Genomic DNA, 16,379 nt, shown 5'->3' on the forward strand with positions numbered 1-16,379 from the left:
AGAATGTCTATTCTCGTCAACAAAGACACCAAGGTTCTCGTTCAGGGCCTGACCGGCAAGACCGGCACCTTCCACACCGAACAGGCGCTTGCCTATTACGGCACCAAGATGGTCGGCGGTATTCACCCGAAGAAGGGTGGCGAAACCTGGTCGTCGGGCGTCGACGGCACGGTGCTGCCGATCTTCGCAAGCGTTGCCGAAGCCAAGGAACGGACGGGCGCCGATGCGACCGTGATCTACGTTCCGCCGGCAGGCGCCGCTGACGCGATCATTGAGGCGATCGAGGCCGAAATCCCGTTCATCACCTGCATCACCGAGGGTATCCCGGTCATGGACATGGTGCGCGTCAAGGCTAAGCTCGACAAGTCGAAGTCGCGCCTGCTCGGACCGAACTGCCCGGGCATCCTGACGCCGGAAGAATGCAAGATCGGCATCATGCCGGGCTCGATCTTCCGCAAGGGTTCGGTCGGTATCGTTTCGCGCTCCGGCACGCTGACCTACGAAGCCGTGTTCCAGACATCGAACGAAGGCCTCGGCCAGACGACGGCTGTTGGTATCGGCGGCGACCCGGTCAAGGGCACCGAGTTCATCGACGTGCTGGAAATGTTCCTGGCCGATGAAGCCACGACCTCGATCATCATGATCGGCGAAATCGGCGGCTCGGCTGAAGAAGATGCAGCACAGTTCTTGATCGACGAAGCCAAGAAGGGCCGCAAGAAGCCGATGGCCGGCTTCATCGCGGGCCGTACGGCTCCGAAGGGCCGCACCATGGGTCATGCCGGTGCTGTCGTTTCCGGCGGCAAGGGCGACGCGGAATCGAAGATATCAGCCATGGAATCGGCCGGCATCCGCGTCTCGCCGTCGCCGGCGCGCCTTGGCAAGACGCTGGTTGAAGTCCTCAAGGGCTAATCCAATCTATAGCCCGGGCAACGGTTTTCGCCGCTTGCCCGGGTCTGGACTTTGAAATGGAATGAGCCGCGGACAGGCGGCTATCGACAGATGCGGCAAGCCGGTCGAGTATCCGGCGGAATCACAAGTCAGGAGGCGGACGAAAGCGTCCGCGTGTAACCATGGCACGGCAAGAAGCCAACGAGCAGTTTCAGATTACCTCGTTCCTGGATGGCGCCAATGCTGCCTATATCGAGCAGCTCTATGCGCGCTATGAAGAAGACCCGAGCTCGGTCAACGAGGAATGGCGGTCCTTCTTCAAGGCTCTGGAAGACAATCCGGAAGATGTGAAAAAGGCGGCCAAGGGTGCATCCTGGCGCAAGACGAACTGGCCCCTGCAGCCGAAGAGCGATCTCGTTTCGGCGCTCGACGGTGATTGGGGCACTGTTGAAAAGATCATTGAGACCAAGGTTAAGGGCAAGGCTGAGGCCGCCGGCAAGCCGACCGAAGGTGCCGACATCCTGCAGGCGACCCGCGACTCCGTCCGCGCCATCATGATGATCCGCGCCTATCGCATGCGCGGCCACCTGCATGCCAAGCTCGATCCGCTCGGGATCGCGGCACCCGTCGAAGACTACAAGGAACTGTCGCCCGAAGCTTACGGTTTCACGCAGGCCGACTATTCCCGCAAGATCTTCATCGACAACGTTCTAGGCCTCGAATACGCCACGCTTCCCGAGATGATCGAGATCCTCGAGCGCACCTACTGCTCGACTCTCGGCGTCGAATTCATGCATATTTCCAATCCGGAAGAAAAAGCCTGGATCCAGGAGCGCATCGAAGGTCCGGACAAGGGCGTTGCCTTCACCCCGGAAGGCAAGAAGGCGATCCTTGCCAAGCTGGTCGAGGCCGAAGGCTACGAGCAGTTCCTCGACGTGAAGTTCAAGGGCACCAAGCGCTTTGGTCTCGATGGTGGCGAATCGCTCATCCCGGCACTGGAGCAGATCCTAAAGCGCGGCGGCCACCTCGGCCTTCGTGAAGCCGTGTTCGGTATGGCCCATCGCGGTCGTCTGAATGTGCTTTCGCAAGTCATGGGCAAGCCGCATCGCGCGATTTTCCACGAATTCAAGGGCGGTTCCTACGCGCCTGACGAAGTCGAAGGCTCGGGCGACGTCAAGTACCACCTCGGCGCCTCCTCCGACCGCGAGTTCGACGGCAACAAGGTCCACGTCTCGCTGACGGCCAATCCGTCGCACCTTGAAATCGTTGACCCCGTCGTCATGGGCAAGGCTCGCGCCAAGCAGGACATGGGCGCCACCGTCTGGGACGGCGATACCATTCCGCTGTCGGAGCGCGCCAAGGTTCTGCCGCTGCTGATCCACGGCGACGCGGCGTTTGCCGGCCAGGGCGTGATTGCCGAAATCCTCGGCCTGTCGGGCCTGCGCGGTCACCGCGTTGCCGGCACGATGCACGTCATCATCAACAACCAGATCGGCTTCACCACCAACCCGGCCTTCTCGCGTTCGTCGCCCTATCCGTCCGACGTCGCCAAGATGATCGAGGCGCCGATCTTCCACGTCAACGGCGACGATCCGGAAGCAGTTGTCTATGCTGCCAAGATCGCCATGGAATTCCGCATGAAGTTCCACAAGCCCGTTGTGGTCGACATGTTCTGCTATCGTCGCTACGGCCACAATGAAGGCGATGAGCCGTCCTTCACGCAGCCGAAGATGTACAAGGTCATCCGCGCCCACAAGACGGTGCTGCAGATCTATGCGGATCGCCTCGTTGCCGAAGGCCTGCTGACCGATGGCGACGTCGAGAAGATGAAGGCTGACTGGCGCGCGCATCTCGAGCAGGAGTTCGACGCCGGGCAGAGCTACAAGCCGAACAAGGCCGATTGGCTGGATGGCGAGTGGTCGGGCCTGCGCACGGCTGACAACGCCGACGAACAGCGCCGCGGCAAGACCGCCGTTCCGATGAAGACGCTTAAGGATATAGGCCGCAAGCTTTCGGAAATTCCGCAAGGCTTCCATGCACACCGCACGATCCAGCGCTTCATGGAAAACCGCGCCAACATGATCCAGACGGGCGAGAATCTCGACTGGGCGATGGCCGAGGCGCTTGCCTTCGGTTCGCTTGTTGTCGAAGGCCACAAGATCCGCCTTTCCGGTCAGGATTGCGAGCGCGGTACCTTCTCGCAGCGTCATTCGGTTCTCTACGATCAGGAGACGGAAGAGCGCTACATCCCGCTGGCGAACCTGTCGTCCAACCAGGCCCGTTACGAAGTCATCAATTCGATGCTTTCGGAAGAAGCGGTCCTCGGCTTCGAATACGGCTATTCGTTGGCCCGCCCGAACGCGCTGACCCTTTGGGAAGCCCAGTTCGGTGACTTCGCCAACGGCGCGCAGGTCGTCTTCGACCAGTTCGTCTCCTCGGGCGAGCGCAAGTGGCTGCGTATGTCAGGTCTCGTCTGCCTGTTGCCGCATGGTTACGAGGGCCAGGGTCCGGAACACTCTTCAGCCCGCCTCGAGCGCTTCCTGCAGCTTTGCGCGGAAGACAACATGCAGGTCGCCAACGTCACGACGCCGGCAAACTACTTCCACATCCTGCGTCGTCAGCTGAAGCGTGACTTCCGCAAGCCGCTCGTGCTGATGACACCGAAGTCCCTGCTGCGTCACAAGCGGGCTGTTTCCAGCCTTGCCGAGCTCGCTGGCGAGTCTTCCTTCCATCGTCTCCTCTGGGACGATGCGGAGGTCATCAAGGACGGCCCGATCAAGCTGCAGAAGGATGCGAAGATCCGCCGCGTGGTCATGTGCACCGGCAAGGTCTACTACGACCTTCTGGAAGAGCGCGAAAAGCGCGGCATCGACGACATCTACCTGCTGCGCGTCGAACAGCTCTATCCGTTCCCGGCAAAGGCGCTCATCAATGAGCTTTCCCGCTTCCGGAACGCCGAGATGGTCTGGTGCCAGGAAGAGCCGAAGAACATGGGCGCATGGTCGTTCATCGACCCGTATCTGGAGTGGGTGCTCGCCCACATCGATGCGAAGTACCAGCGCGTCCGCTACACCGGCCGTCCGGCTGCCGCTTCGCCGGCAACGGGTCTGATGTCCAAGCATCTGTCGCAGCTCGCCGCATTCCTCGAGGATGCGCTGGGCGGTTAAGGGATCGGGGCGATGGCATATTTCTTCTTCAGACTTGTGCCGCCTCGCCCCCGTTTCCCCTACGACGCGACCGGGGAGGAAATGGCCGCGATGAAGCGCCATGCAGCCTACTGGCACCAGAACGCGGAAGAGGGATCGGCGATCACCGTTGGCCCCGTCTTCGAAGGTGAAGGAGGCTGGGGCATGGCAGTCGTCTCGGTGGAGGATCAGCAGGCAGCGCAAGCGCTTGCCGATGCCGATCCGATCATCCAGTCCGGCTACGGTTTTCGCTTCGACATATTGCCAATGCCCTCGATCATTCTCCGGCCGTCAGGAGCCGGAAACGAATAAACGAACACAAGCAAATCAGGATTTGAACAATGGCCACAGAAATCCGCGTTCCAACTCTCGGTGAATCCGTCAGCGAGGCAACCGTCGGTACCTGGTTCAAGAAGGTCGGCGATGCCATCAAGGCTGACGAGCCGATTCTCGAGCTTGAAACCGACAAGGTGACCATCGAAGTGCCGGCTCCGGCTTCGGGCACGCTGTCTGAAATCGTTGCCCAGGCCGGCGAAACCGTCGGCCTCGGCGCGCTGCTCGGCCAGATCGCTGCAGGCGCTGGCGCAGCCGCCGCCCCGGCTGCTGCTGCTCCCGCCGCGGCTCCGGCAAAGGTGGCCGAACCGGCTGATGCCGCCGCCGCTGCTCCGGTAGCCGCCGCTTCGGCGATGCCACCGGCACCGGCTGCTGCCAAGATGCTCGCCGAGAATAACCTTTCGGCCGATCAGGTTGATGGTAGCGGCAAGCGCGGCCAGGTTCTGAAGGGCGACGTGATCGCTGCTGTCGCCAAGGGCATCGCCGCTCCGGCAGCCACTGCTGCTCCTGCCGTTCCGGCTGCTGCCCGCGGCCCGTCGACGGTCGAGGATGCCGCTCGCGAAGAGCGCGTGAAGATGACGCGCCTGCGCCAGACGATTGCCAAGCGCCTGAAGGACGCCCAGAACACGGCTGCCATGCTGACCACCTACAACGAGGTGGACATGAAGGCTGTCATGGACCTGCGCGCCAAGTATAAGGACGTCTTCGAAAAGAAGCATGGCGTGAAGCTCGGCTTCATGGGCTTCTTCACCAAGGCTATCACCCACGCGCTGAAGGAGCTGCCGGCCGTTAACGCCGAGATCGACGGCACGGACATCATCTACAAGAACTTCTGCCACATCGGCATGGCCGTCGGCACGGACAAGGGCCTCGTCGTTCCGGTTATCCGCGACGCCGACCAGATGTCGATCGCTGAAGTCGAAAAGGAACTGGCGCGTCTCGCAAAGGCTGCGCGCGATGGCTCGCTCTCGATGGCCGACATGCAGGGCGGCACCTTCACGATCACCAACGGCGGCGTTTACGGCTCGCTGATGTCCTCGCCGATCCTGAACGCGCCGCAGTCCGGTATCCTCGGCATGCACAAGATCCAGGACCGTCCGGTCGTCGTTGGCGGCCAGATCGTCATCCGTCCGATGATGTATCTGGCTCTCTCCTACGACCACCGTATCGTCGACGGCAAGGAAGCCGTGACCTTCCTCGTCCGCGTCAAGGAAAGCCTGGAAGATCCGGAGCGCCTGGTTCTCGATCTCTAAGCATTCGACTGGGCCGCGTGAGCGGCCCTTTCCACCTCAGCGGGGCGCGTAATGTCGCTGGCAATCTCCACAGGGCGTATGACCGGGATGCTTCCCTTTGCCAAGGGTAGGGTCTGGGCGTCGCTCGCGTTTTTGCTGGCACTGCCTGCGACTGCTTTTGGTGCTCCCGATTGCACGCAGGCGAGTGCCGCCTACGTCGACAGGGATGGCGCCTACGAGCTTCGCTTCACGCCGATCAATTCGGAAGCGGCTGCTGCCAGCAACCGCTTCACGCTCAAGCTTCTCAAAACCTCGATCGAGCTCGACGGCTATGTGATGCCATCCGAGGATCCAGAACGCGCCGTCGGTGTTCTGATGTTCAAATGCCCCGGTGGTGACGTGACGGGCGCCGATCTGGATGCCTGCACGATCTGGCGGGGCACGATCTATAGCGCGAATACCAAGGGCGAGATCGAAAATTTGCAGCCCGAAGCGGCAGCTGCGGCTGAGAACGTCTTTCTGCCGGGTCTCGGCCCGGCGATCCGCCAATCGCAGATATGGGGCAATGGCAAGGCGACGGTTGCGCCATGGGATGTCCTGGCATTCAAGGAGTGCGCGAAATGACACAACGACCCGTCCTTCTCGTTACCGGCGGCAGTCGAGGCATCGGTGCGGCGGTCTGCCGCCTCGCTGCCCGCCTGGGCTGGGACGTCGCCGTGAACTACGCCGCGAACCGCGCTGCCGCCGACGCTATCGTCTCTGATGTCAAGGCAGAGGGTGGCAATGCCATCGCGATCAAGGGCGATGTCGGCAGCGCGCAGGATATCATTTCGATGTTCCAGACTGTCGACAAGCATTTCGGGCGGCTGGATGGACTGGTCAACAATGCCGGCATCGTCGACGCCCAGCAGCGCGTTGACGAGATGAGCGTTGAGCGGCTTGAGCGGATGATGCGCGTAAACGTCACCGGCTCGATTCTCTGTGCGGCCGAGGCCGTTCGCCGCATGTCGTCGAGGCATGGCGGCAAGGGTGGGGCGATCGTCAACATCTCGTCGATGGCAGCAGTTCTGGGCTCGGCCTCGCAGTATGTCGACTACGCCGCATCGAAGGCCGCGATCGATACGTTCACCATCGGTCTGTCGCGAGAAGTCGCAAACGAGGGTGTGCGCGTGAACGCGATCCGCCCCGGCGTCATCGATACCGACATTCATGCATCCGGCGGCCTGCCGAACCGCGCACGTGACCTGGCGCCGAGCATTCCGATGCAGAGGCCCGGCACGGCAGAGGAGATAGCCGATGCGGTCCTCTACCTTCTCTCGCCGACGGCTTCCTATATAACGGGCGCCATACTCAACGTCAGCGGCGGCCGTTAGGGCACGGAGACCATATCGCCATGCAATACTTCTTCGAATTTCTCGGCCTCATGGCCGTCTTTTCGATCTTCATCGTCGTACCGGGCGCCGACTTTGCGGTCATCCTGCGCCAGAGCATCGTGCACGGGCGCCGTGCTGCCATGATGACCGGCCTCGGCATGGGCTTCTCGCTGCTCTTTCACATCAGCTACACGATCCTCGGCCTTGGCCTGATCGTCTCCAAATCGCTGATGCTGTTTGCCATGATCAAGTGGGCCGGCGTCGCCTATCTCGTCTATCTCGGCATCAAGTCCTTCCGCGAGCCGGGCTTCAAGGTGAATGAGATCGAGGTGACGGAGGAAGACCGCAGGCCGATCTCGGCGCTCAAGTGCCTCGGCATGGGCTTCATCACCAACGCACTCAATCCGAAGCCGGTCCTGTTTTTCCTGTCGCTGTTCTCGACGCTGGTGCATCACGATACCCCGGCACTGATCCAGTTCAGCTACGGCATCGGAATGGCCGCCGCGCTCGTCGCCTGGTTCGCCGGCGTCTCCACGTTCTTCACCGTAAAGCCCATTCGCGACCGCTTCATCGCAAGCGGCAGATGGTTCAACCGCATCACCGGCGCCGCTCTGGTCGGCTTCGGTTTCCGCCTCGCGCTCGCCCGCGCGGCTGATTAAGCAAATAACGAAAAGGAAAAGAAACAATGTCCTACGATGTGATCGTTATCGGAACCGGCCCTGGCGGCTATGTCGCTGCCATCAAGGCAGCCCAGCTCGGCCTCAAGGTCGCTGTCGTTGAAAAGCGCGCAACGTTCGGCGGCACGTGCCTGAACGTCGGCTGCATCCCGTCCAAGGCGCTGCTGCATGCCTCCGAAATGTTCCATCAGGCTGGCCACGGCATGGACGCGCTCGGCATCGAGGTCGCTGCTCCGAAGCTGAACCTCGGAAAGATGCTGGCGCACAAGGATGCGACGGTAAAGGCCAACGTCGATGGCGTTGCCTTCCTCTTCAAGAAGAACAAGATCGATGCATTCCAGGGGACCGGCAAGATCGTATCGGCTGGCAAGGTTTCCGTGACTGCCGAAGACGGCAAGGTCCAGGAAATCGAAGGCAAGAACATTGTCATCGCGACCGGCTCCGACGTGGCAGGCATTCCGGGCGTGAAGGTCGATCTCGACGAGAAGGTGATCATTTCCTCAACGGGCGCGATCGCGCTTGAGAAGGTGCCGGAAACGATGATCGTCGTCGGTGGTGGCGTCATCGGTCTCGAGCTCGGTTCCGTCTGGTCGCGCCTCGGCGCCAAGGTCACCGTCGTCGAATATCTCGACACGATTCTCGGCGGCATGGATGGCGAAGTCTCCAAACAGTTCCAGCGCATGCTCGCCAAGCAGGGTGTCACCATCAACCTGAGCTCCAAGGTGACGGGCGTTGAGAAAGGCGGCAAGGGTGCCAAGGTTACCTTCGAGCCGGTCAAGGGTGGCGATGCACAGACGCTCGACGCCGAAGTCGTTCTGATCGCGACTGGCCGCACGCCATACACAGCCGGCCTCGGTCTGGAAGAAGCAGGCGTTAAGCTCGACAATCGTGGCCGCGTCGAGATCGACGGACACTTCCGTACCAACGTGCCTGGTATCTACGCGATCGGCGACGTGGTGAAGGGTCCGATGCTGGCTCACAAGGCTGAAGACGAAGGCGTGGCGCTCGCCGAAATCCTCGCCGGTCAACATGGCCATGTGAATTATGACGTCATCCCGAGCGTCGTCTACACGCAGCCGGAAGTCGCCTCCGTTGGCAAGACCGAGGAAGAGCTGAAAGCGGCAGGCATCGCCTACAAGGTCGGCAAGTTCCCCTTCACCGCGAACGGCCGAGCCCGCGCGATGCTGGCGACCGACGGTTTCGTGAAGATCCTCTCCGACAAGGAAACGGACCGCGTCCTCGGCGGCCATATTGTCGGCTTCGGCGCCGGCGAGATGATCCACGAGATCGCCGTTCTGATGGAGTTTGGTGGTTCCGCGGAAGATCTCGGCCGCACCTGCCACGCGCACCCGACCATGTCGGAAGCGGTCAAGGAAGCGGCTCTCGCCGCCTTCTTCAAGCCGATCCATATGTAATATTAAATTTTCGCAATATGGGATGGGCCGCTTGCTTCACAGCAGACGGCCCATTTACCTTAGAACGGTTCTAATTGCCGTTTTGAGGATAGATACATGCCTACTGATTCTCGTGATGCATATAGCCTCCCACAGCGATTGCTGCATTGGGTCATGGCGCTCATGATCTTTTTCAACCTGCTCTTTCCGGATGGTATGAACGCTTGGAACCGGACGGTTCGTCATGGTGGCATCCCCTCGGCAGATCAGATCGCGTCTGCCAATGTGCATGCCTATGTCGGCATCGGCATTCTCGTTCTGGCAATCCTTCGCGTTTGCCTGCGCCTTATTCAGGGCGCGCCCGCTGAACCGGCGGCGGAGCCGAAGATATTCCGGATTGGCGCCAAGGTCGCGCATGCAGCGCTGTATCTGCTCATCTTCCTCCTGCCGCTGACCGGCATGATGGCTTACTATCTAGGAATAGATTTTTCCGGCGAGCTTCATGGCGGTATCCTCAAGGCAATCCTCTGGGCTTTGATCGCGGCGCATGTTGCCGGCGCGCTGGCCCACCAGTTCTACTGGAAGACCAATGTTCTCAGGCGCATGACCGTTGGGAGCTAGTTGACGGCCGTCACCGTGAAGCCCTGCTTGCGCAGCAGTTCGATGACGCCGCCTTCGCCGGGAAGATGGAGCGCGCCGACGGCCATGAAGACGTTGCCATTGGCAAGGATCGGGGCTGCTCGCTCGGCCATCACCTTGTTGCGGTCGAGAATGATGCGCTGTTCGAAGGCGGCATAGTCGCCGTCCTCATCCTCGCCGTCGGGCGAGACTGTCTTCAGCATCGGAATGGTCATGCCGATATCGCCGGAGAGGTAGAGATCGGTCATGGTTTCCACCACGTCGTTCATCTTGGAACCCAAGGCCAGCGTCTCGATCAGCGACTTCATGTGGAATTCGGTCGGCAGCTCGGCCATTGCCTGCAGCTGCTCGGCAAGCGTTTCCAGGCCCTTGACCTGCTTGCCCCCAGCAACGGCATCTGCGGCAATCTTCTGATCGAGGAACTGTACGCCCTTCGCCTTGCGGGCCATTTCGCAGCTGGGCAGGGCAACAACGCTTGATATCATCCAGGGGCGCATGCGCGAGACCGCGGCAAGTGGGATGCCGCGCTGCTTCAGGCCTTCCTCCAGACGAACGTAGTCGTCGTGAGACAGAAGCTTTTCAATCGTCGTCCCGTCCGTAAACATCATCAGTTCAGGCTTCATCAGCAGAGCGGCGGAAGCCTTCTTCTCGTCGAGGATCTCGTCGGATTCAATGACGATCGTGTCGGCAGCGTCATGGGCTGCCTGCGTGCGTGGTGGGAGTGTCAGCACGCGCGGATCGGTCACATGCATGCTGCCGAGCAGCCAGGACGGGGCTATCCCCGCCTTCTCGATCTTCCAGAAAATGCCCTTGCCGTTCGGCACGGCATCGGCCTCCTTCACCACTTCGGCGTAGCGGGCGGCATCGCTCTGCTTGAGATCGGTCAGGATATTGTGGCCGGTACAGGCATCCTCGTCGGCCGCTGCGGCGGGGGACACCGAGAACAGCACAGCGATCAGGGTTGCCGCAAGCATCATGTGAAAGGCGGCAATCAGCCAGAGCAGGAGATTGCTCGGCGATGCGATGTGCAGGCTGCGGTGGCCGATGGAGATCGTCATGATGGTGTTCCGGTCACTATGATCGCTAAGCCTACGCCCAGCATGCGGATATTCCCTTAAGAGAAGCCGTTAACAAAAGATTACGCCCGGGGATGGGCACGGTCGTAAACTTCAAGCAACCGTGAGGAATCCACACCTGTATAGACCTGGGTGGTGGAAAGGCTGGCGTGGCCGAGCAATTCCTGGATGGTTCTCAAATCGCCGCCACCTGCCAACAGGTGGGTGGCAAACGAATGGCGCAGCGCATGCGGTGTCGCTGTTTCCGGAAGGCCGAAGGCGCTGCGCATCTTTTGCATGGTGCGCTGAATGATCGCAGCTTGCAGTTTGCCGCCGCGCGCGCCGCGAAAGAGGGGTTCTTCGCCTTCGAGATGATAGGGGCACAAAGACCGGTATTTCTCGACGGCGTCGAAGACGACGGTGAGCATCGGCACAAGGCGGGTCTTGTTGCCCTTGCCGGTTATGCGCAGCGTGGCCGCGCCGCGGTTGAAGTTGCCAGGCGTCAGATCGAGCGCTTCGGAGATGCGCAGACCGCAGCCGTAGAGCAGCGTGAAAACGGCGGCATCGCGTGCGGCAATCCAAGGCTCTTCGTGCAACTGAGCCTCGTCGCTGACGACAGTGATGGCCTGCCGGTCGGATAAGGGTTTCGGCAGTGATTTCGGCTGCTTCGGCGAGCGGACGGCGCTGACGCCAGCGGCATTCACCAGTCCCTTCTTTTCGAGGTAACGCAGGAGGGAACGCAGCCCGGCGAGACTGCGACCGAGCGAACGAGCGCCGGAGCCCTCTTTGCGTCGCGCCGCCAGAAAAGCACGGAAGTCCGCGGGCCTTAACGCCTGGATATCTTTCAGCGTTGCGGGGCCGCCGAGGTGACCGGTCAGAAACGTCAGGAACTGACGCGTATCACGCTCGTAAGCATCGAGCGTGTGCTCCGACAGACGTCGCTCGCGAGCCAGGCTATCGAGCCATGCCGAGCGCTCGGCCATCAGGCCGGGGTCGGCGATGATCAGGAGTTCGTTCACGTATCCGGCCTTGAATTTGCCAATCCTGCCGCCAATTCTGAAGGAGCGATAGTTATGGAATTCCTAATGCCGGCCAAGTGCTTGTCATGCTTCTATCATATCATTCCACGTGACCGGTTTCCCAACGACGCAGGATCTTGAATGTCACGGCGCCATCCAACGACCGCAATTGGACAGTTCGCGGAGACGATCGCGCTCGTCTCCCATGGCAAGCCGGGCCACATCGTCGATACCTTGATCGCCGAGCGTGGGCAGAAGATCGTGAAACATCCGCTCTGGCCCGTCATGCGGCCGTTCCTCCACACACTGCTGCGCTACAACAGGGCGATCAGCTTCGCCAATGACGTTGCGAATATGCCGGGGCTCCAGTGCTTCGAGTACATGAGCAACCTGCTGAAGCTCGAGATCAATATTCGGCACGGCGAACGCATTCCGGATAGCGGCGGCTTCATGCTCGTCAGCAACCATCCGACCGGGATCGCCGATGGCGTTGCCGTGTTCGACCTCCTGAAAACCAAGCGGCCGGACATCATGGTGTTTGCCAACCGCGATGCCATACGCGTCAATCCACGTTTTGCCGAGGTCATCATTCCGGTGGAATGGCGCGAGGAATACAAGAGCAAGCTGAAGACCCGTGAGACATTGCAGATCACCAACCGTGCCGTCAAAGAAGGCAAGGCGACGGTTCTTTTTCCGTCTGGGCGCATCGCTTATTGGGCGAACGGCCGGCTGAACGAACGTCCCTGGAAAACCTCCGCCGTCGGCCTTGCGCGGAAATACAATCTGCCGATCCTGCCGGTACACATGACGGCGCGGAACTCCGGACTATTCTACTGGTTCGCGAAATGGTCGACCGAGCTCAGGGACATGACGGTCTTTCACGAGCTTCTGAATAAGCGCGGCGACCGATTCGATTTCGTGGTCGGCAATCTGATCCCGGTGGAGCATCTCGACGGCGACATCAACGAAGTCACCAAGGCATTGGAAGACCACACTGTACATGCGCTCGCCGCGGATGGTGACACGCAATTCCTGCCGTTGGTTCCGCCTGCGGAACCGGAACTAGTCGGTGCCCATTCAATTCCCTAATCGGATAGGCTAAAGCGAGGCATGCTGCTCCGCTCGATGTTCGCCCAGAACTACCGGTCCCTGCGATCGATCCGCATGGATCTTTCGGGAATCAACCTTTTCATCGGCGAAAACGGGGTCGGAAAATCCAATCTCTACCGGGCTCTCCAGCTCATCCAGGCGGCAACGCGCGGACGTCTGGCGCATGAGATCGCCGCCGAGGGCGGGATGTTCTCGGCGTTGTGGTCCGGCCCGCGCCGGGATGTCGACGGGCCGTTCCGGATTCGCCTCGAGGCGGAGCTTCTGGACGAGGAAAGGGCGATCACCTTCCGGTATCGGGTCGAGGCCGGTCTACGACCGCCGGCGGCTGCGGCGGGATTTCCCTTTGAACCGCAAATCAAGACCGAAGAGCTTTCGATCGAGACCGGAACCCGACCTGTCACGATGATGAAGCGTGCCGGCCCGGCGATTTCCGTTCGCGGGCCGAATGGGCGGATGCAGGATTATCCCGAGCAGGCGCTGACCTCGGAAACCGCGATCGCACTGCTTGGCGACGCTGGGCACTATCCCGAGATTGGGACATTCCGCCGTGCGATCGACGGCTGGCGCTTCTTCCACGGCTTCCGGACGGATCGTTTCTCACCGCTGCGCGCACCCTGCCTTGCGGTCACGGCGCCACTGCTCGATGAGGACGGCAGCAACATTGCAGCGGTCTTCGCAACGCTGGTGCATACGCGGGAGGATACGGTCGATCTCGATCGTGCCGTCGCCGCTGCCCTCGGCGGTGCGCGACTCGCGGTGCCGCTGCCCGAGGAGACGGCGTCGTTCGGCCTTTCCTTTCCCGAATTTCCGAACCGCGTGTTCCAGCCGCGCGAACTGTCGGACGGGCAGATACGGTTCCTCGGCCTGGCCGCGGCGCTGATGTCCTATCGGCTGCCGCCGCTGATTGCGCTCAACGAACCGGAAGCAAGCCTGCATCCCGATATGTTGTTGCCTCTGGCGGACATAATCGCGGAGGCGGCCCGCAGCAGTCAGATCTGGATCGTTACGCATTCGGAAGCGCTGGCGGCCGCCGTGCGCGAGAAATGCGGCGCCCGTGCCCGCCACGTGGTGCGGCGGGACGGCGCAACATGGATCGAGGGCATGCGGCTTACGGGCGTTATCGATGACGACGAGTAAACCGGTGGCACCAGTCTTGCAGGTTTTCTTTTCGCGCCGATCCGGGCATGGTCTCGCCCGATGAGCACAGATTCGTCCGATCTCTTTGGAGCGTTGTTTGAGACGCCGCCGGCAAACCGTACGGTTCCGGTCCTCGTACCCATGCCGGCGCCAAAGCCCTATTCCTACGCGGTGCCCGAGGGGATGGCCGTTGAGCCGGGATCGGTCGTGCAGGTGCCACTCGGTCCGAGGCAGGTGATCGGCGTCGTCTGGGACGGCGGCGAAGACAATGTCGATCCGAAGAAGCTGAGGCCGATCAGCCATGTTTTCGATTGCCCGCCACTCACCAAGGAGATGCGCGATTTCATCGACTGGGTGGCGAGCTACACGCTGTCGCCGCCAGGGCTCGTGGCGCGGATGGCGCTGCGTGCGCCGAATGCCTTTGAACCGGAACCGATGGTGGAGGGCCTGCGCTTCGTTGGCGGACAGCCGGAGCGGATGACGCCAGCCCGCGCCCGGGTGCTCGACATTGCCGGCGACGGTCTGTCCTGGACGCGAAGTGGACTTGCCCATGCCGCGGGCGTCTCGACGAGCGTCGTCGACGGTCTGGTAAGCCAGGGTATTTTCGAAACCGTCTTCCTGCCGCCACCGCCGGTGGTCGCCAAACCCGATCCCGAATTCGTGGGCGCGCGGCTGGAAGGCCCGCAAAGGGAGGCGGCCGACGAGATTCTCGTCGAAGTTCGAAAGGGTGAGTTCGCCGTCTCGCTGATCGACGGCGTCACCGGTTCGGGAAAGACGGAAGTCTATTTCGAGGCGATTGCGGAAACGCTGAGACGCGGCAAGCAGGTTCTGATTCTCCTGCCGGAGATCGCGCTGACGGCAAGCTTTCTCGAGCGCTTTCAGGACCGCTTCGGCGCCAAGCCCGCCGAATGGCATTCTGATCTGGCGCCACGCACCCGCGAGAAGGTCTGGCGTCAGGCGGTCACCGGCGAGGTTCGCGTCGTTGCCGGCGCGCGTTCGGCTCTGTTCCTGCCGTTCGAGGATCTAGGCCTTATCATCGTCGATGAAGAGCACGATCCGGCCTACAAGCAGGAGGACCGTGTCTATTACAATGCGCGCGACATGGCGGTCGTGCGTGCGCGCATTGGTGATTTCCCGGTGGTTCTCGTCTCCGCCACCCCCTCGGTCGAAAGCCAGGTCAATGGGCAGAGCGGTCGTTACAGCACCATTCACATGCCGACCCGATTCGGCGACGCAGCATTGCCGGATCTGCACTTGATCGACATGCGCCGCCATGCCCCCGAGCGCGGCGGTTTCCTGTCGCCGGTCCTGATCCGCGCGATCGGCAAGACCGTCGAAAAGCAACAGCAGGCGCTGCTCTTCCTGAACCGGCGGGGCTATGCGCCGCTGACGCTCTGCCGCGTCTGTGGACATCGCTTCCAGTGCCCGCAATGCTCCAGCTGGCTCGTCGAGCACCGGTTCAAGAGGCAGCTGCAATGCCATCAGTGCGGCCATGCCGAGCACACCCCCGAGGCTTGTCCCGAATGCGGAACGCTTGATCACCTCGTTGCTTGCGGACCGGGGGTCGAACGCATCGCCGAGGAGGTGGAACGCCATTTCCCCGAGGCGCGAACCATCGTGCTCTCGTCCGACATGATGGGCGGCGTCAAACGGTTGCGCCTTGAGCTCGAGGCCATTGCCAAGGGCGAGGCCGATATCGTCATCGGCACGCAGCTTGTCGCCAAGGGTCACAATTTCCCGCTGATGACGCTGGTCGGCATCGTCGATGCCGATCTCGGCCTCGCCAATGGCGACCCGCGTGCCGCCGAGCGTACCTTTCAGCTGCTGTCGCAGGTGACGGGCCGCGCCGGTCGCACCGGCCTGAAAAGCCACGGCCTGTTGCAGACCTACCAGCCTCAGCATCCCGTCATGCAGGCGATCGTGTCGGGCGATGCAAGCGCCTTCTACGAACGCGAGATCGCCGAGCGGGAGCGCGCCATCCTGCCGCCGTTCGGACGGCTGGCGTCGATCATCGTTTCGGCGGAAACGCGCCATGATGCGGAAAACCATGCCCGCGGCATCCGAAACGCCGCGCCTCATGTCTCCGGCATCTCGGTGCTCGGGCCTGCGGAAGCGCCGCTTGCGCTGGTGCGCGGCCGCTATCGCTTCCGGCTTCTCGTGCATGGACGGAGGAACTCGGACATGCAGGCATTTCTCAGGGCCATGCTTGCGCAGGCGCCGAAGGAGCGCGGATCGGTGCATGTGCAGCTCGACGTGGATCCCCAAAGCTTCCTGTAGATCGCTCCCGAACGGGCTTTTGCCGGGCAAGCCAATCATGGCATAAGGACGGCGAAACAA

Annotated in this window: 14 protein-coding genes; 12 read left to right on the forward strand and 2 right to left on the reverse strand. The window is 61.6% G+C overall.

Annotated elements, in window-relative coordinates; genetic code table 11:
* The first annotated feature begins 3 nt into the window (after positions 1-3).
* The 9 genes from sucD to AS026_RS30165 all read left to right on the forward strand — a co-directional run bounded on the left by sucD (position 4) and on the right by AS026_RS30165 (position 9,703).
* Positions 4-909, forward strand: coding sequence for a succinate--CoA ligase subunit alpha (sucD, locus tag AS026_RS30125; RefSeq protein WP_025658192.1), 906 nt, complete (start codon positions 4-6; stop codon positions 907-909).
* 161 nt (positions 910-1,070) lie between these two features.
* On the forward strand, positions 1,071-4,055 hold the full coding sequence (locus tag AS026_RS30130; protein WP_025658193.1) for a 2-oxoglutarate dehydrogenase E1 component: 2,985 nt from the start codon (positions 1,071-1,073) through the stop codon (positions 4,053-4,055).
* Positions 4,056-4,067: 12 nt separating this feature from the next.
* Complete coding sequence (locus AS026_RS30135; protein ID WP_025658194.1) at positions 4,068-4,385, forward strand: YciI family protein; 318 nt, start codon at positions 4,068-4,070, stop codon at positions 4,383-4,385.
* Between the two features lie 29 nt (positions 4,386-4,414).
* Complete coding sequence (gene odhB / locus AS026_RS30140; protein ID WP_062374189.1) at positions 4,415-5,659, forward strand: 2-oxoglutarate dehydrogenase complex dihydrolipoyllysine-residue succinyltransferase; 1,245 nt, start codon at positions 4,415-4,417, stop codon at positions 5,657-5,659.
* Between the two features lie 51 nt (positions 5,660-5,710).
* Positions 5,711-6,262, forward strand: a complete 552-nt coding sequence (locus AS026_RS30145; protein WP_037214683.1) for a hypothetical protein — start codon at positions 5,711-5,713, stop codon at positions 6,260-6,262.
* Entirely contained in the window at positions 6,259-7,011 is a 753-nt protein-coding gene (locus AS026_RS30150) for an SDR family oxidoreductase (protein ID WP_062374193.1), read from the forward strand. The genes AS026_RS30145 and AS026_RS30150 overlap by 4 nt, the downstream gene beginning before the upstream one ends.
* 20 nt (positions 7,012-7,031) lie before the next feature.
* Positions 7,032-7,670 (forward strand): LysE family translocator, encoded by a 639-nt coding sequence (locus tag AS026_RS30155; RefSeq protein ID WP_062374195.1) that lies wholly within the window; start codon positions 7,032-7,034, stop codon positions 7,668-7,670.
* Positions 7,671-7,696: 26 nt separating this feature from the next.
* Positions 7,697-9,103: a dihydrolipoyl dehydrogenase gene (gene lpdA / locus AS026_RS30160; RefSeq protein WP_062374198.1), complete on the forward strand. Its 1,407-nt coding sequence runs from the start codon at positions 7,697-7,699 to the stop codon at positions 9,101-9,103.
* 96 nt (positions 9,104-9,199) lie between these two features.
* Positions 9,200-9,703 (forward strand): cytochrome b, encoded by a 504-nt coding sequence (locus AS026_RS30165; RefSeq protein WP_025658200.1) that lies wholly within the window; start codon positions 9,200-9,202, stop codon positions 9,701-9,703.
* Here the strand turns inward: AS026_RS30165 and AS026_RS30170 are convergent.
* Together AS026_RS30170 and AS026_RS30175 are read right to left on the reverse strand one after the other, a co-directional pair.
* Positions 9,700-10,779 (reverse strand): TraB/GumN family protein, encoded by a 1,080-nt coding sequence (locus tag AS026_RS30170; protein WP_062374200.1) that lies wholly within the window; start codon positions 10,777-10,779, stop codon positions 9,700-9,702. The two genes, AS026_RS30165 and AS026_RS30170, sit on opposite strands and share 4 nt — an antisense overlap.
* 80 nt (positions 10,780-10,859) lie before the next feature.
* Positions 10,860-11,795, reverse strand: coding sequence for a tyrosine recombinase XerC (locus tag AS026_RS30175; protein WP_018855739.1), 936 nt, complete (start codon positions 11,793-11,795; stop codon positions 10,860-10,862).
* Positions 11,796-11,936: 141 nt separating this feature from the next.
* Between AS026_RS30175 and AS026_RS30180 the strand changes: the two genes are divergently transcribed.
* Genes AS026_RS30180 through AS026_RS30190 form a run of 3 tightly spaced genes read left to right on the forward strand, consistent with a single transcriptional unit; the run spans position 11,937 to position 16,319 of the window.
* Entirely contained in the window at positions 11,937-12,884 is a 948-nt protein-coding gene (locus AS026_RS30180) for a GNAT family N-acetyltransferase (RefSeq protein WP_025658202.1), read from the forward strand.
* 21 nt (positions 12,885-12,905) lie between these two features.
* Complete coding sequence (locus AS026_RS30185) at positions 12,906-14,042, forward strand: AAA family ATPase (protein ID WP_062374203.1); 1,137 nt, start codon at positions 12,906-12,908, stop codon at positions 14,040-14,042.
* Positions 14,043-14,102: 60 nt separating this feature from the next.
* Positions 14,103-16,319 carry a primosomal protein N' gene (locus AS026_RS30190; protein WP_025658204.1) on the forward strand — a complete coding sequence of 739 codons (2,217 nt, stop codon included), beginning with the start codon at positions 14,103-14,105 and terminating at the stop codon, positions 16,317-16,319.
* Positions 16,320-16,379: the final 60 nt, after the last annotated feature.

The sequence above is a fragment of the Rhizobium altiplani genome (genome assembly GCF_001542405.1).
In the GTDB taxonomy this organism is placed as follows: domain Bacteria; phylum Pseudomonadota; class Alphaproteobacteria; order Rhizobiales; family Rhizobiaceae; genus Rhizobium; species Rhizobium altiplani.